The organism is Eubacterium ramulus ATCC 29099, from assembly GCF_000469345.1.
Taxonomy (GTDB): domain Bacteria; phylum Bacillota; class Clostridia; order Lachnospirales; family Lachnospiraceae; genus Eubacterium_I; species Eubacterium_I ramulus.
In genome coordinates this window covers 53,657-69,069 of sequence record NZ_KI271183.1, presented here as the reverse complement: position 1 = coordinate 69,069, position 15,413 = coordinate 53,657, and the positions used below count along the sequence as shown (strand labels likewise).

The window sequence follows — 15,413 nt, the reverse complement described above, 5'->3', positions numbered from 1 at the left end:
GATGTATTTCTACATCGGTTCTTTCTTTTTGCTTTGTTAAGAGAATTTGAAGTGTTCGTTTATAAACATTATTCCTTTGCAGCGTTGATGATTTCCTTCTGCTCAGGTGTATATTTCCAAACCTTCGGAGCAACCAGAAGAACGATAGTCAGGAGTACAATAGCTACTGCTAAGGAAATAACAGTACTTACGCCCTGACCCAGGCTGTTTGTTACACCGGCAACTACATAACCGATTGCACAACATACAGCTACGATAACTGCGTATGGAATCTGAGTACCAACGTGTTTCAAGTGGTTACACTGAGAACCTGTAGAGGACAGGATCGTGGTATCAGAAATCGGTGAGCAGTGATCTCCGAATACGGAACCAGCTAATGTTGCAGACAGACATGTAATTGTAAAGCTTGGAGCTGCTACAGAACAGATGGAGATTACGATCGGAATAAGGATACCGAATGTACCCCAAGCTGTACCGGTTGCAAATGAAAGTAATGCTGCAATGATGAAAATGATTGGAGCAAGTGTCATAATCGGAATACCGGAGTTAGCAACAGCATCTGCTACGAATTCGCCTGTTCCAAGGTAATCACGGCATACGCTGGAGATTGTCCATGCGAATGTCAGGATCGTACATGCCGGGATCATTGTGAAGATACCCTGACCAATGCTGCCGAATAATTCTTTGAAAGTAAGAACGCGACGGCACATGTAATAAATAAATGTAAATACTAATGTACAGAAACCACCAAGTGCAAGAGCAGTAGCAGCAGATGTGTTACCAAATGCTTCCATGATGGAAAGACCTTCGCCTGAGAACAAACCACCTACATATAACATGCAGAGTACACTGGAGATAACCAGTACAACGATCGGAATAACAAGGTCACATACACGTCCGCTCTGGTTTTCTTTTTCGAAGTCAGATAAGTTGTCTTCTGTTACATCACCTTCCGGAGAAGAGAATACTCCCTGCTCAGCCAGTCTATCAGCTACGAGCATCGGACCAAATTCAGATTTTTTCTTAAGTGTTAAGAAAAGAACCATGAAGATGGATAACATTGCATACAGATTCAGCGGAATAGCCTGAATAAATGTCTCCATACCTGATACAGAACCGTCTTCCGGGAAATAAGAAATAACGGAAGCAGCCCAGGAAGAGATCGGCATGATTACACAGAGAGGAGCGCCGATAGCGTCGATCTGGTAAGCCAGTTTCTCACGTGAGATTTTTGTTCTGTCTGTTACAGGTCTCATGATTGTTCCAACTGCCAGGCAGTGGAAATAATCATCAATAGCGAAGAAGATACCAAGTAATGCTGTTGCGAACAGAACGCTTCGTCTGTTTTTCAGCTTACTGGAAGCCCATTCACCATAAGCTCTGGCTCCGCCGGCTTTCGTAATAAGAATTACGAGAATACCTAAGAAGCAAAGGAACAGGATCATGTCCGCATTTGCTCCAAATTTGTCAATCATGATTTCTACTGTGGTAGAAAGAACACCGAAAGGACCAAGTCCTGCAAGTGCTGAATAAATGATCGTACCAGAGAATACACCTAATAAAAGAGAGAAAATAACCTCTTTAGTAACTAAGGCAAGTACAATTGCTACAATCGGTGGAATAATAGATAGAAACCCCGCATCTACCATAATAAAATACCTCCTACGTATTATATTCGCCTGACATTACGATTGCTAATATCTTTGTATCATAAAAAAAACTGCTTGTAAAGCGTAAAAAAAAAAACTGGGAAAGGTTACCAAAAAGTCACCGGTTTATACTGTCTAATATGAATAACTAACCAGGTAAAGTCTTTGCAAGAAAGAAGACTGTTCGTTGTAGACATACAAAAAACGGCGAAATATACAAAAGAAACAAAGGAAAAAGTATGATTTTGTGCAAAACTACTAGTTGACAGGAGGGGTTACCAGGTGGTAACATGCATATATCAACAAACAACAACATATTGCAGACAATAGAGGCGCAGCTTATTGGGTAATCGCAGATGCCAAGGAAGATCACTTCCAATGATGTAGATGAAGGAGTAAGTTGCCGAAAGCAATGATTCGTGATTGAGTCTTTGCTTGGGACAGAGACGTACAGTTTCTGTACTGTCATGATATCATGGAGCACTATTAGCAAATCGGAGCACCTAATTTAAAAGCGGAAATTGATTTGTTAATAGTATTTTTTTTACCTAAAACCACTCTTTTTTCTAAATATCCATGATGCGTGGAGCGCTATACAATATGTATTAGCTGCATTTGCAGCAGGTACTTATTAATGGTTGACGGTTTCGCAAGAAACATAAAACACACATCAGAAGGTATTATAGGAGGAAGAAAAATGGAAAACATGAAATCAGTAATCAGACTGAGAATGAGCGCACATGATGCACACTACGGCGGAAACCTGGTAGACGGAGCAAGAATGCTTGGTTTATTCGGAGATGTAGCTACAGAACTTCTTATCTTAAATGATGGAGATGAGGGACTGTTCAAAGCTTACGATGAAGTAGAGTTCATGGCACCTGTATTTGCAGGCGATTATATCGAGGCTGTCGGTGAGATCGTATCTGTTGGAAACACATCCAGAAAAATGGTATTCGAGGCACGTAAAGTGATCGCTCCGAGACCTGACATCAATGATTCCGCATGTGACATTCTGGAAGAGCCGGTCGTTGTATGCCGCGCAAGCGGAACATGTGTTGTTCCGAAAGACAAACAGCGTAAGTAATTTAAAGAAGAATTTTTAATCAGAAAAAAACAGTATTTCAGCATAATATCAAAAACTACATAATATCAAATAGAGGCGCGGTTTACCGGGTAGCAGCAAATGATAAGGAACATTATTTCCAAGGTTGTCTGTGAAGGGGTGGATCGCCGAAAGACCGGATCTGTAATGGGAGAAGGACTTGGGGCAAAGGCGGACAGCTTTTGCACTGTCATGTGAAAACGTGGGGCGCTATTCATCAGAAGTCAGTTAAAAGCATTTCGGTGAATAGCGCCCTTTATGTTTTATATAATGTATTGGGAAAAAGAAGAGGAGAGGTAAACGCTATGGAAAAATTAATTATCACTGCTTGTATCTGTGGCGCTGAGGTTACAAAAGAGCATAACCCGGCAGTTCCATATACAGTAGAGGAAATTGCAAAAGAAGCAAAAAGCGCTTACGATGCGGGAGCTTCCATTATTCATCTTCATGTAAGAGAAGATGATGGAACCCCGACACAGAGCAAGGAACGTTTCGAAGCTTGCATCAATGCAATTAAGGAAGTTTGTCCGGATGTGATCATTCAGCCATCTACTGGGGGCGCAGTTGGTATGAGTAACGAAGAACGTCTGGCTCCGACAACTTTAAGACCGGAGATGGCAACACTTGACTGCGGAACATGTAACTTCGGCGGTGATGAGATTTTCGTAAATACTGAAAATATGATCATTGATTTTGCAAATACAATGAACGAGTACGGAATCAAACCTGAAATCGAAGTATTCGACAAAGGTATGGTTGACATGGCAATCCGTCTTCATAAAAAAGGATACATCAAAGCACCAATGCATTTTGATTTTGTAATGGGTGTAAACGGAGGTATCTCCGGAGAACCAAGAGATCTGCTTTTTATGGCAAACAGTATTCCGGCAGGTTCCACATGGACTGTATCCGGTGTCGGCAGATTTGAGTATCCGATGGTAACAATGGGAATTCTGATGGGCGGACATGTAAGAGTCGGCTTCGAAGATAATGTTTATATTGAAAAAGGCAAACTTGCAGCTTCCAACGGAGAGATGGTTGAGAAAGTAGTAAGACTTGCAAAAGAGCTTGGCAGACCGGTAGCAACTCCGGCAGAAGCAAGAGAAATCTTAGGTTTGAAATAATCTGAGAGGAATGAAAAAGACCGGTATATATCCGGGAATTCATGTTAGAAGGAATGTAAAAGGGATTCGGTTATGAAAATGTTAAAAACCCTGACATACGATTGCAAAGCAACTGGATCCTTTTACAGATAAACAAAACGTGATTCAAACTGAAAAACAGTTTGGGGAAATTGTTTTTCATGTAACATTATAATAAGGAAAGAATGATTTTTAGGAGGAGAAAACAATGGGAAAATTAGTAGGTGACAAATACGGAATTCATCGTGTAATTGAGCCGCAGGGCGTTCTGACACAGGCAGCTCTGAAAATTGATAACGACATGACAAAAAAATACTCTAACGAGATTATCTGTGATGTTATTTCTTTAAATATCGACTCTGCTTCCTTCACACAGATCGAAGAGGCATGTGGTGGTGATATAGAGAAAATCAAAGAGATGATTCTGGGAATCGTTAACGAGCGTGGTAAAATGCAGAATCCGGTAACAGGATCCGGCGGAATGTTCATCGGTAAAGTTGCTTATATCGGTGAAGACTTAGATCTGGATATCAAAGTTGGCGATAAAATTGCTTCCTTAGTATCTTTATCCATGACACCACTGAAAATTGATGAGATCATCGAGATCCATCCGGAAATCGATCGTGTTGATATTAAAGGCCAGGCTGTATTATTCGAGAGCGCATTATATGCAAAACTTCCGGATGACATCAGCGAGCCGCTTGCACTGGCAGCATTAGACGTAGCTGGAGCACCTGCTCAGACAGCTAAATTAGTAAAACCGGGTCAGAGCGTTCTGGTTCTTGGTGGTGCTGGAAAATCCGGTACACTGGTTTGCTACGAAGCTATGAAACGTGTTGGACCGACAGGCCGTGTTGTAGCTATGGATTACAGCCAGGATGGTGTAGATGAGTTATTAAAACTCGGTGTTTGCCACAAAGCATTCCAGGCAAGTGCAGCACTTCCGGTAGACGTATTAGAGAAAGCTTTAGCAGCAAATGACGGCAAAGAGTATGATGTATCTATCTGCTGTGTAAACGTAAATAACTGCGAGATGTCCGCAATCCTTCCGGTTCATGACGGTGGTATTGTATACTTCTTCTCCATGGCTACAAGCTTTACAAAAGCAGCTCTTGGTGCAGAGGGTGTTGGAAAAGACGTTGATATGATCATCGGTAATGGATATACAAAAGGCCATGCAGAGATCACACTTCAGGAGTTAAGAGAGAACGAAGCAATCCGCAACTTGTTCGATCAGAAATATGTATAATTTAAAGAAAATAAAAAAATTGGGGAAACAAAAACTATATTGTAAATATCAAGAGGAGATATAAAACCATGAGAAAAAGCAGAGAATTCGGATTATTCAAAGATGTTCCAGACGAATTATGGAATGATTGGCACTGGCAGGTAAAAAACAGAGTAGAGACTGTGGAAGACCTGAAAAAATACATGACACTGACAGCTGAAGAAGAAGAAGGCGTTGCAAAATGCTTAAGCACACTTCGTATGGCTGTTACACCGTATTACTTATCTCTGATCGATCCGACTGATCCGGAAGATCCGGTTCGTAAACAGGCAATCCCGACAGAGAAAGAGCTTCATCGTTCCGCTGCAGATCTGGAAGATCCGCTGCATGAGGATACAGATTCTCCGGCACCGGGACTGACACACCGTTATCCGGACCGTGTTCTGTTCCTTGTAACAGATCAGTGCTCCATGTACTGCCGCCATTGTACAAGAAGACGTTTCGCAGGACAGAAAGATGGTTCCGTACCGACTGATCAGGTAGAGCAGTGCTTAGAGTATATCCGTAATCATCCGGAAGTACGTGACGTACTGTTATCCGGTGGTGACGCATTACTGATCAGTGATGAGAGACTTGAGTATATCATCTCCCAGTTACGTGCGATTCCTCATGTTGAGATTATCCGTATCGGCTCCAGAACACCGGTTGTTATGCCACAGCGTATCACTCCGGAACTGTGCAACATGCTGAAAAAATATCATCCAATCTGGTTAAACACACACTTCAATCATCCAAACGAAATTACAGAAGAGTCTGCAGCTGCATGTGCAAGACTTGCTGACGCAGGTATCCCGTTAGGAAACCAGACTGTATTATTAGCAGGCATCAATGATTGCGTACATGTAATGAAAGACCTGGTTCGTAAATTAGTACAGATTCGTGTACGTCCTTACTACATTTACCAGTGTGATCTTTCTCTTGGATTAGAGCACTTCCGTACTCCGGTTTCCAAAGGTATCGAGATCATTGAGGGACTTCGTGGTCATACATCCGGATATGCAGTACCGACATTCGTTGTTGATGCACCGGGCGGTGGTGGAAAAACACCAGTTATGCCGAACTACGTTATTTCTCAGACACCTGGTAAAGTTATTCTTCGTAACTACGAAGGTGTTATTACAACATATACAGAGCCGGCACATTATGAGCCACATTGCACATGTGATGTATGTACCGGAAAGAGAAAAGCAAACGTTGTTGGTGTAGCAGCACTTGAGCAGGGTCTGCAGATGACAATTGAACCGGCTGATTTGGCACGTGTTCGTCGTCACAGTGATCATCACTAAGCATTCATAGAATAATAAAACCATAAAACAATGGAAGAGCGGGAGACCTTCGGGTTTCCCTGCTTTTCACCCTAAGTACAGATGGCGTGAAAAATAGCCTGACATGATACTTAATACCGAGATGAAAGGAGTTTTTCAAGTATGAGCAAACTTGGATTAAACCAGGAATTAATCGCAAAAGCAAGAGCAAGTGCACATAATGTTGCTGCAGATGTTCAGGCTTTTATCGATGAACATACAACAGTTACAGTTGAAAGAGCTGTTTGCCGTCTGTTAGGAATTGACGGTGTTAATGAGGTAGAGGTTCCACTTCCAAACGTAGTAGTGGATCATCTGAAAGAAAAAGGAGTGCTTTCCGGTGGTGTTGCATTTTATGTAGGAAATGCAATGGTTGCACTTGGTGTAGGACCACAGGAAATCGCTGAGAAAGTAAGCAGCGGAGAAGTAGATTTGACAAAACTTCCGGTTGCTTCCTTAGACGAAATCAAAGCGGCTATCTGGCCGATCGCAGAAGCTGCCACAGAGAGAGTAGCAGGAAATGTAGCAAAAAGAAATGAGTATCTGGAGTCCTTCGGTGGAGATAAAGAGGGTCCGTTCCTTTATCTGATCGTTGCTACAGGTAACATTTATGAAGATATTACACAGGCTGTTGCAGCCGCAAAACAGGGAGCTGACATCATCGCAGTTATCCGTACAACCGGACAGTCCTTACTGGATTATGTACCATATGGTGCAACTACAGAAGGTTTCGGTGGTACTTATGCGACACAGGAGAACTTCCGTCTCATGAGAGCAGCCCTTGATAAAGTAGGAGAAGAAGAAAACAGATATATCCGTCTCTGTAACTACTGTTCCGGATTATGTATGCCGGAGATCGCAGCAATGGGAGCTTTAGAGCGTCTGGACGTTATGCTGAACGATGCTTTATATGGTATCCTGTTCCGTGATATCAACATGCAGAGAACACTGGTTGACCAGTATTTCTCACGTATCATCAATGGTTTTGCCGGCGTTATCATTAACACAGGTGAGGATAACTACCTGACAACTGCTGATGCTGTAGAAGAAGCACATACTGTACTTGCTTCTCAGTTCCTGAATGAGCAGTTTGCATTAATGGCTGGTCTGCCGGAAGAGCAGCAGGGTCTTGGACATGCATTCGAGATTTCACCGGATGTAGAGAATGGATTCCTGTATGAGTTAGCACAGGCGCAGATGGCTAGAGAGATCTTCCCGAAAGCACCGTTAAAATACATGCCGCCTACAAAGTTTATGACAGGTAATATTTTCCGTGGTCATGTACAGGATGCATTATTTAATGCAGTAACCATTATGACAGGACAGAGACTTCACTTACTTGGTATGATGACAGAAGCAATCCATACACCGTTTATGTCAGACCGTGCACTGGCTATCGAGAATGCGCAGTATATTTTCCGTACAATGAAAGATTTCGGCTCAGAGCTTGAATTCAAAGAGGGCGGAATCATTCAGTCACGTGCTAATGAAGTACTTCAGAAAGCAACTGACCTGCTTGTAGAGATTGAGCATCAGGGTCTGTTTGCAACACTGGAACAGGGTATTTTCGCAGACATTAAACGTCCGAAAGATGGCGGAAAAGGTCTGGATGGCGTTGTAGTAAAAGATGATAATTACTTCAACCCGTTTATTACTCTGATGAAAAAGGAGGTCTAAGCGATGAGTGGACTTTACAATATGAGCAAGGCAGATTTCGATACAACTCTGGATCTGACCAAAATCAAACCGTATGGCGACACCATGAATGATGGTAAAATGCAGTTAAGCTTTACATTACCGATCAAAGATGATGAGCGCGGAGAAGAAGCAGCAAGACAGCTTTGCAAACTGATGGGACTGGAAGATGTCAACGTAGCATATCACCATGCTCTGGATACAGAATTTACATTCTACGTTTGCTACGGCAGCTGCGTTCACACAGTAAACTACACGGATATCCATGTACAGACAGTAGAAGAAGAGACAATGTCTATGGATGAAGTGAATGAATATATCAAAGAGCACTTCGGCAGAAAGATCGTAGTAGTAGGTGCTTCCACAGGTACAGATGCTCATACCGTAGGTATCGATGCAGTTATGAACCGAAAAGGATTTGCCGGACATTATGGTCTGGAGCGTTATGAGATGATCGAGGCATATAACCTTGGATCTCAGATTCCAAACGAAGAATTTATCGAGAAAGCAAAAGAGTTACATGCAGATGTACTGCTGGTATCTCAGACTGTTACTCAGAAAGATGTTCATATTCAGAACTTAACAAATCTGATCGAGCTTCTTGAGGCTGAGGGACTTCGTGATAAATATATCGTTTGCTGTGGTGGTGCACGTATTACACATGAACTTGCAAAAGAACTTGGTTATGATGCCGGTTTTGGTGCTGGTAAATATGCAGATGATGTTGCAACATTTGCAGTAACAGACATGGTTAAGAGAGGATTTAAATAAATCATGAAAAAAGGTCGTCTCATAGGGTGCTTGGCCCTCGTGGCCTCTGCATTTCTGTGGGCCACCGCTTACATAGCCGTAAAACAGTTGGTGGCCGAAGTGCCACCTTCTGTATTACTTGCATTTCGATTTTCATTTGCTGCAATCATACTTGCAGTAATATGTATACCTAAATTCAAACATTACACAAAAGATCTCCTGTTTTCAGGAATGAAAATGGGAACCGCAATGTTTTTTGAATTCTTTTTATTTACAGTTGCACTTCAGTATACATCGGCTTCCAAGTCATCGTTTATTATAGCTTCTTATATTATAATACTTCCGATCGTGTATCTTATTATAAGAAGAAAAAAACCGACAGGCAGCGATGTACTTGCATCTGTAATCTGTATGGTTGGAATCTGTCTTCTCCTGGCAAATGGGTTGGATTCCTTTAATAAAGGTGATCTGCTCAGTGCCGGATGTGCACTTTCTTATGCCGTACATATTGTATACTCGTCGAAATTCAGTAAACAGTATGATGGTTGGCTGTTGAATCTGACACAGATGGGAACGGTGGCAGTACTTGCCTGGATTGCAACACTGTTCAGCGGAAGCTTTAAGGTGATCGGTACCATAGCATTGCCATTTGGTGCATTTTTCTTCCTGGCAATTTTGTGCTCTATCATTCCATATTTCCTGTGTCTGTACGGTATGAAGCGGGTATCTACCACAACAAGCGGTATATTATTATCCTTTGAGAGTGTATTCGCCACATTGCTGGCGGTGCTCATGTTGGGAGATCCATTATACTGGCAATTGGTTGTCGGTGGTTCAGTGATTGTAGCCTCTTCGATTATTTCCGAGTTTTTTGCCAGCAGGGGAAGCAAAAAAAGGTGAGAACTCCGGAAGAAAAGAATGGAAAGGGAAGATAAAAGGAAACCATGAGAGTAAATGTAGTCAATGGATTTTCGGAACATCCGGAGGGAGGAAATCCCGCAGGTGTCGTATATTTGAATGAAGAGCTCTGTTTAAAAGAACAGAACCGGCATCAGGATTGCGACGGGGAAAAGCCGGAGCATTTGACTGATGAACAGATGCAACAGGCCGCAGCCAGGCTGCATTTCTCTGAAACCGCATTTATCACTCGTCTGAATGACAGAAGTTTTGCTATTCGGTATTTTACTCCGGCAGCGGAGGTTCCGTTGTGTGGTCATGCAACAATCGCATCTTTTTCGTATCTGTATCAGAAAGGTGTGATTGGAGATGGTGTGTATGAGCTGGTCACAACCGAAGCGCAGCTGACGGTGGAAGTTTCGGAGGGAATCATCTGGATGGAAATGGATGCACCGGAGCTTCAGCAGAAGCTGGAACCGAAGATGGTGCAACGTATCTGTGATGCGTATGAGCTTGACGTAACAGCTCTGGATGAAACGATGGAAGTCCGTATCGTGAAATCAGGTTTGCGAGATATTCATGTGTGCGTCAAAAGCAGGGATGACCTGCTGCAGGCTGTGCAGCATGAAGAAGAAATCAGTAGAATTTCAGAAGAACTGGATGTGGTAGGGGTACATATGTCCTGTCTGAATCTGCCGAAAACAGAACAAATTACAGCATATTGCAGTAATTATGCACCGTTGTATGATATTCCGGAGGAATGTGCGACCGGAACATCGAACGGTGGATTGACCTATTATCTGTATCAAAAAGGAATGATTCAGGTAAATCAGATGAATTGTTTCCTTCAGGGAGAGCACATGCATCGTCCGTCAAAAGTCTATACGAAAGTGCGGATGGCAGATGGAAAACCAACCATATGGGTTGGCGGTTGTGGAGTGATCTGCCGGGAAGGAATCCATTTGAATATATAAAGGTAAAATCTTCAAAAGAACGTACCAGGAAAAGTAACTAATTTTCCCTTGGTACGTTCTTTTTCATTTGATAGGATTTTGAGAGAAACGTTTTCACTGGCATTGCATATTTTATTAAAAATAAGCAATTAAGTTTTCGGGAGACACAGGTTGGACGAGGAACTTTGTAAAAAAGCAGTCTATTCAAATGAGTATTATGATCTGATCCTGGATTATATCGGCGGTTATTCTATGGGAGCCCCGGAGTGTATCCAACAAGTGGATGATACTTATGATATTGGCTTTTACAGAAGGGAACGGGCACCGGAGCTGAATCTGCAGGATTATCCGTATCTGACGATACCGCACTGCCTGACACCTATGGATATGACTGCGTTGGAAGTCAGTGGGATGATACGGTTGCAGAATCCGGCAGCATTGGATTTGCAGGGACAGGGTGTGTTGGTCGGGTTTGTGGATACCGGGATCAATTATGAACACCCGGCTTTTCGAAATGTGGATGGAAGTACACGAATCCTTGGTATCTGGGATCAGACACAGATGGAAGGTCCTCCGCCAAATGGAATGGTGTATGGTGCTTTTTATGGGGAAGAGGAGATCAATGCCGCGCTGCAGGCGGAACAGCCGCAGAGCATTGTACCGGAGCGGGACGAAAGTGGGCATGGAACTTTTCTGGCAGGGGTTGCCTGTGGAAGTGCGGATACAGGGGCAGAGTTTTCCGGAGCGGCGCCGCTGGCACACATCGCAGTTGTAAAGTGCAAGCAGGCAAAACAGTATCTGCGAGACTACTATTTTATACCGGATGGCGTGGAATGCTATCAGGAAAATGATCTGATGCTGGGACTCGCCTGGCTGAATCGTTTTGCTTATGAACGACAGCTTCCGCTAGTGGTCTGTATCGGAATGGGTGGCAGTCTTGGAAATCATACGGGAGAGGAGCCATTGTCGGTACAGTGCGATGAACTGGGACGCAGACGGCAGAGGGCGGTGGTGGTTGCAGCTGGGAATGAGGCAAACCAGAGACACCATGAAAAGCGGAATGTGATACAGGGCGGATCAGAAATCATTGAGTTGTCTGTGGAAGAACGGGTGCGCGGGTTTCAGATGGAAATGTGGAGCACGGTTCCTGAGATTTATCAGGTTTCCGTCATTTCACCTACGGGAGAACGGTTTCCGAAGACTGTGGTGTACCCCGGAAGCAGGCAAGCGTATACATTTTTATTTGAACAGACACGGCTGACGGTGGAATATGCCATCGTTGGAACACGAAACAGCATGCAGCTGATCAGTTTGCGATTTGAAAACCCACTTGCCGGAATCTGGAGTGTGGAAGTACAGGGGGATCTGGTACTCAGCGGAAACATATGCTGCTGGCTGCCTCTGTCTGCATTTTTAAGTGGTGAGGTATTTTTCCTGCGCTCCAGTCCGGATACAACGATCACGATGCCAGGCATGTCCCGGGTAGCGATTACAGCAGGGGCATATCAGGCAGTGGGCGGGAGTATTTATCCGGATTCCGGACGGGGATTTTCCGGTTTGAATGCCGTAAAACCGGATCTGATCGCTCCCGGTGTAAATGTGACCGGTCCGGTGCTGCCAGATCAGTATGAACTGCGCAGCGGAACAAGCATCAGTGCAGCGTTGACGGCAGGAGCCTGTGCTCAGATGTTTCAGTGGGGGATCGTGGAAAATAATATGCGCTATCTGAATACGGCAGAATTGAAAAACCTGCTGATCCGTGGTGCCGGACGGGACGAGGAACGTGTTTATCCAAGCCCCGTGTATGGATATGGTACCTTGAATGTGTATGATGCACTGTTGCGGTTGAGAGAACTCTGAAAAAATACAAAAAAAAGACAGCCAAATCCGAACGGCTGTCTTTTAAGGAGAAGGTATTTTTTACTATGGGGGTAGCAAAAAACTTATAATGTATTGGGGGTTTTTACAGTTATTATAATAGCAAATGTGCGTGCATAAGTGTTCACAATGATTCATAAATTTTTCTTGCGAAATTATGCAATTTATCCATCACCAAAAGGTAATCATACAATTTTGCTTGGGTATTGTGCCGGTGTACAAAAAATGTTAGCGTTTTTTTACATTTTATCTTATACTAAAAGCAGCATAAGAAACCGGAAATAAATGGTGGAAGCGAGGTTATACAAATGAAACAGAGTATTTATATAGAATGTTATGAGGGGCTGAGTGCCCGGATGCTGACAGAAGCATTGCTGGATTTGATGCCGGAGGGGAAAGCGGCTAGAAAACTGGTGGCCGGACTGCGGAAACTGTCCTGCTCCGAAGCAGCAAGACAGGAGATGCTTCACAATATGCAGGAACGGATCCATGAGTTTGCCCTGCCTGTGGATGCGGAACGACTATTTGCCCGTGCATACGGGATCTGGCTGAATGCAAAAGCAACGGTGGAACATGTGGAACCGGAAGAACTTCGTTTTTCCAAAAGAGATTTTGACGGTGTGATTGCGATGATGACCACAGCAATCGGTATGGAGCAGTTGCAGATCGGTGAGGTGATCTGTCCGGTATTATATGAAGGATTTGAATGTATCACAACGCAGGATGGCAAAAAACAGGTGCCGCTGCCGGAGACACTGTACATTCTGATGGATACAGGTATTGCATTGCAGCGGATGGAGCGGGATGGAGCCTGGGTAACACCGGAAGCAGCGGCACTGCTGGCAGCGTGTAAAATAGTACGTCATCTGCCGAAACAGTATCAGATGATCAGTCAGGGAGTCGGAAACGGTGTATCTTCGGAAGGAGAGCCGGCCCGCCTTCGTGTCGTCCTGCTCCGCAGAAATTCTGTGGCCAGACAGATGAGACCGGAAGTTTTGACACCGAAGAGGGCGGAACTGGAATTACTGACGCCGGATTCGGCAGAACCCAAATTCATACCACTCAAATCTGTGGAAAAGGAAGAACAAAGATCAGAACCAGGATCAGATCAAAATGTACCCGGAAAAGCTGTGAAATCAGGACAGCCGGATCATGAAACAGGACAGGTAAAAACAGTATCAGAAGAGTTCGCGGTATATTCTGAGGGAGCAGTGTGTACAGACGCTGACAGGTACAGAAGAATGGATGTATCTGCATGGACTTCCGCAGATGAGATCTGCAAACTGGAATGCAATCTTGATGACTGCAGCGGAGAAGTGCTTGGTTATACGATGGAACGTCTCATGCGGGAAGGGGCACGGGATGTCAGCTATATGCCAATTTATATGAAGAAAAACCGGCCGGCGTATCTGCTGACGGTATTGTGCCATCCGGATGACCGGGAACGGATGGAGCAGATCATTTTTGCGGAAACGACAGCTATCGGAATCCGACATGCAATTATGCAGCGGAGCATCCTGCACCGGGAGACCGACCAGAAAAAAAGTTCCTTTGGCAAAGTGGCAGTAAAACGTCTGCAGAAAGAGCAGGGAAAGGTGCTGACACTGGAATATGACAGTGTGGCAGCGATTGCACGAAGCACCGGACTGCCATTCCGTGACGTATATCGCAGTATAGAACTGGAACTATCCGGAAAGAATGAAAAAGGAGAAGAGACGACATGATCTATGTAGCTGTGATTGTGGCAATCTGTCTGGCGGAGCTGTTGATCCGCCGGTATATCAATCAAAATGTGGAAGAAGATGGACAGAAATGGGGAAAATGTGGTGTCCGTCTGCGAAAATATCATAATTATGGTATGGCAAATGATACGTTAAGAAAACGTCCGATGCTGGTAAAAATCATTGGCGTTGTGGTGGTGAGTTTTCTTGCGGTGGTGTTTTTATTCATGCTGACATTGAAAGGAGAAAAGGCAGGAAAATGGGGTCTTGCCCTGATTCTTGGCGGTGGACTGGCTAATCTGCTGGAGCGGTTTGTACATGGATATGTGACAGATTACCTGCAGTTTCGTGTGCCGCTGGCCTGTTTGAGAAAACTTATCTATAACGTCGCGGATCTGTGTATCTTTGCCGGAACAGCAATCTTATTTTTCCGGGAGCTGGCAGAAGCGGTCAGCTGACCGATTCCGCAGCGATGCCATTTTGACGCAGAAATACCTGAACGAGCCGGTCCCATTCCTGTTCCAAAGACTTGTCCAGGGAAAACAGCCGGTAGGATATACCTGTGGTACAGGTCAGCACTTCATTTTTATAAGTGAAATGCACATACATACCGCTGATGTCTTTGGATGTAAAATCGGTGCCGGAACGTGTGATAGTCTTTTCCTGGTTTTCCGGGGAAAGCAGAAATACGAACTTAAAAAACAAGGGTTTCTTTTTGCCCTGCATTATTTTCAGGCAGCTCGGCCGCAGCAGGGAAAACGGAAGGTAGGACAGATCCTGTAGATGCAGCGTGTCCAGTTCTTCCGGTTCATAGTAATCCGGATGGAACGAGCCATCGATGGTATAAGTGGCAGCCTGGGTGATCACTGCTTCCTGAAGCAGAAAATGGTCACACATGCCGTCCTTTAACAGTTTATTGATAAAAGTACCGATCTCGGTGATTTTCAATGCAATCATGCGGAATCTCCTGTTCACAAAAATGTATGATTGTGGTATGATAACCATTTAAGATCTATTATAAAAGTGAACAG

13 protein-coding genes and 2 riboswitches are annotated in these 15,413 nt (G+C 44.0%); of the genes, 11 read left to right on the top strand and 2 right to left on the bottom strand.

Annotation, left to right across the window (positions count from 1 at the left end; genetic code table 11):
- Positions 1–68 precede the first annotated feature (68 nt).
- Positions 69–1,649 carry a Na+/H+ antiporter NhaC family protein gene (locus HMPREF0373_RS13905; protein WP_021740399.1) on the bottom strand — a complete coding sequence of 527 codons (1,581 nt, stop codon included), beginning with the start codon at positions 1,647–1,649 and terminating at the stop codon, positions 69–71.
- A 319-nt stretch (positions 1,650–1,968) separates the two neighbouring features.
- Positions 1,969–2,143: riboswitch (Lysine riboswitch) on the top strand.
- Between the two features lie 212 nt (positions 2,144–2,355).
- On the opposite strand from HMPREF0373_RS13905, the gene kal reads away from it, so the two are divergent.
- From kal to HMPREF0373_RS13850, 11 genes are all read left to right on the top strand, one after another.
- Positions 2,356–2,736, top strand: a complete 381-nt coding sequence (gene kal / locus HMPREF0373_RS13900) for a 3-aminobutyryl-CoA ammonia lyase (protein ID WP_044964656.1) — start codon at positions 2,356–2,358, stop codon at positions 2,734–2,736.
- A gap of 62 nt (positions 2,737–2,798) precedes the next feature.
- Positions 2,799–2,975, top strand: a riboswitch (Lysine riboswitch).
- 84 nt (positions 2,976–3,059) lie between these two features.
- Entirely contained in the window at positions 3,060–3,878 is an 819-nt protein-coding gene (gene kce, locus HMPREF0373_RS13895; RefSeq protein ID WP_022035118.1) for a 3-keto-5-aminohexanoate cleavage enzyme, read from the top strand.
- Between the two features lie 226 nt (positions 3,879–4,104).
- Positions 4,105–5,145 (top strand): L-erythro-3,5-diaminohexanoate dehydrogenase, encoded by a 1,041-nt coding sequence (gene kdd, locus HMPREF0373_RS13890; RefSeq protein WP_021740396.1) that lies wholly within the window; start codon positions 4,105–4,107, stop codon positions 5,143–5,145.
- Positions 5,146–5,213: 68 nt separating this feature from the next.
- Positions 5,214–6,470: a lysine 2,3-aminomutase gene (gene kamA, locus HMPREF0373_RS13885; protein WP_021740395.1), complete on the top strand. Its 1,257-nt coding sequence runs from the start codon at positions 5,214–5,216 to the stop codon at positions 6,468–6,470.
- A 141-nt stretch (positions 6,471–6,611) separates the two neighbouring features.
- Positions 6,612–8,165 (top strand): lysine 5,6-aminomutase subunit alpha, encoded by a 1,554-nt coding sequence (gene kamD, locus HMPREF0373_RS13880; protein ID WP_021740394.1) that lies wholly within the window; start codon positions 6,612–6,614, stop codon positions 8,163–8,165.
- A 3-nt stretch (positions 8,166–8,168) separates the two neighbouring features.
- Positions 8,169–8,954: a lysine 5,6-aminomutase subunit beta gene (kamE, locus tag HMPREF0373_RS13875; protein WP_021740393.1), complete on the top strand. Its 786-nt coding sequence runs from the start codon at positions 8,169–8,171 to the stop codon at positions 8,952–8,954.
- Positions 8,955–8,957: 3 nt separating this feature from the next.
- The gene (locus HMPREF0373_RS13870; RefSeq protein WP_021740392.1) at positions 8,958–9,833 is read left to right on the top strand and encodes a DMT family transporter; all 876 of its coding nucleotides are present in this window, start codon (positions 8,958–8,960) and stop codon (positions 9,831–9,833) included.
- Between the two features lie 44 nt (positions 9,834–9,877).
- Positions 9,878–10,804 (top strand): PhzF family phenazine biosynthesis protein, encoded by a 927-nt coding sequence (locus HMPREF0373_RS13865; RefSeq protein ID WP_021740391.1) that lies wholly within the window; start codon positions 9,878–9,880, stop codon positions 10,802–10,804.
- Between the two features lie 150 nt (positions 10,805–10,954).
- A complete protein-coding gene (locus HMPREF0373_RS13860) occupies positions 10,955–12,643 on the top strand; it encodes a S8 family peptidase (RefSeq protein ID WP_021740390.1) in 1,689 nt (562 codons plus the stop codon).
- A gap of 326 nt (positions 12,644–12,969) precedes the next feature.
- Positions 12,970–14,385, top strand: a complete 1,416-nt coding sequence (gene larC2, locus HMPREF0373_RS16160) for a nickel pincer cofactor biosynthesis protein LarC2 (protein ID WP_021740388.1) — start codon at positions 12,970–12,972, stop codon at positions 14,383–14,385.
- Positions 14,382–14,840, top strand: coding sequence for a signal peptidase II (locus HMPREF0373_RS13850; RefSeq protein WP_021740387.1), 459 nt, complete (start codon positions 14,382–14,384; stop codon positions 14,838–14,840). Before larC2 ends, HMPREF0373_RS13850 begins: the two co-directional genes overlap by 4 nt.
- On the opposite strand, the gene HMPREF0373_RS13845 is transcribed toward HMPREF0373_RS13850, so the two are convergent.
- Entirely contained in the window at positions 14,833–15,339 is a 507-nt protein-coding gene (locus HMPREF0373_RS13845) for a DUF5721 family protein (protein ID WP_044964617.1), read from the bottom strand. The two genes, HMPREF0373_RS13850 and HMPREF0373_RS13845, sit on opposite strands and share 8 nt — an antisense overlap.
- Positions 15,340–15,413: the final 74 nt, after the last annotated feature.

Excerpts from the sequence above, each read along its gene's own strand:
- HMPREF0373_RS13905 (WP_021740399.1), bottom strand. The coding sequence starts at position 1,649 with ATGGTAGATGCGGGGTTTCTATCTATTATTCCACCGATTGTAGCAATT.
- kal (WP_044964656.1), top strand. The coding sequence starts at position 2,356 with ATGAAATCAGTAATCAGACTGAGAATGAGCGCACATGATGCACACTAC.
- kce (WP_022035118.1), top strand. The coding sequence starts at position 3,060 with ATGGAAAAATTAATTATCACTGCTTGTATCTGTGGCGCTGAGGTTACA.
- kdd (WP_021740396.1), top strand. The coding sequence starts at position 4,105 with ATGGGAAAATTAGTAGGTGACAAATACGGAATTCATCGTGTAATTGAG.
- kamA (WP_021740395.1), top strand. The coding sequence starts at position 5,214 with ATGAGAAAAAGCAGAGAATTCGGATTATTCAAAGATGTTCCAGACGAA.
- kamD (WP_021740394.1), top strand. The coding sequence starts at position 6,612 with ATGAGCAAACTTGGATTAAACCAGGAATTAATCGCAAAAGCAAGAGCA.
- kamE (WP_021740393.1), top strand. The coding sequence starts at position 8,169 with ATGAGTGGACTTTACAATATGAGCAAGGCAGATTTCGATACAACTCTG.
- HMPREF0373_RS13870 (WP_021740392.1), top strand. The coding sequence starts at position 8,958 with ATGAAAAAAGGTCGTCTCATAGGGTGCTTGGCCCTCGTGGCCTCTGCA.
- HMPREF0373_RS13865 (WP_021740391.1), top strand. The coding sequence starts at position 9,878 with ATGAGAGTAAATGTAGTCAATGGATTTTCGGAACATCCGGAGGGAGGA.
- larC2 (WP_021740388.1), top strand. The coding sequence starts at position 12,970 with ATGAAACAGAGTATTTATATAGAATGTTATGAGGGGCTGAGTGCCCGG.
- HMPREF0373_RS13850 (WP_021740387.1), top strand. The coding sequence starts at position 14,382 with ATGATCTATGTAGCTGTGATTGTGGCAATCTGTCTGGCGGAGCTGTTG.
- HMPREF0373_RS13845 (WP_044964617.1), bottom strand. The coding sequence starts at position 15,339 with ATGATTGCATTGAAAATCACCGAGATCGGTACTTTTATCAATAAACTG.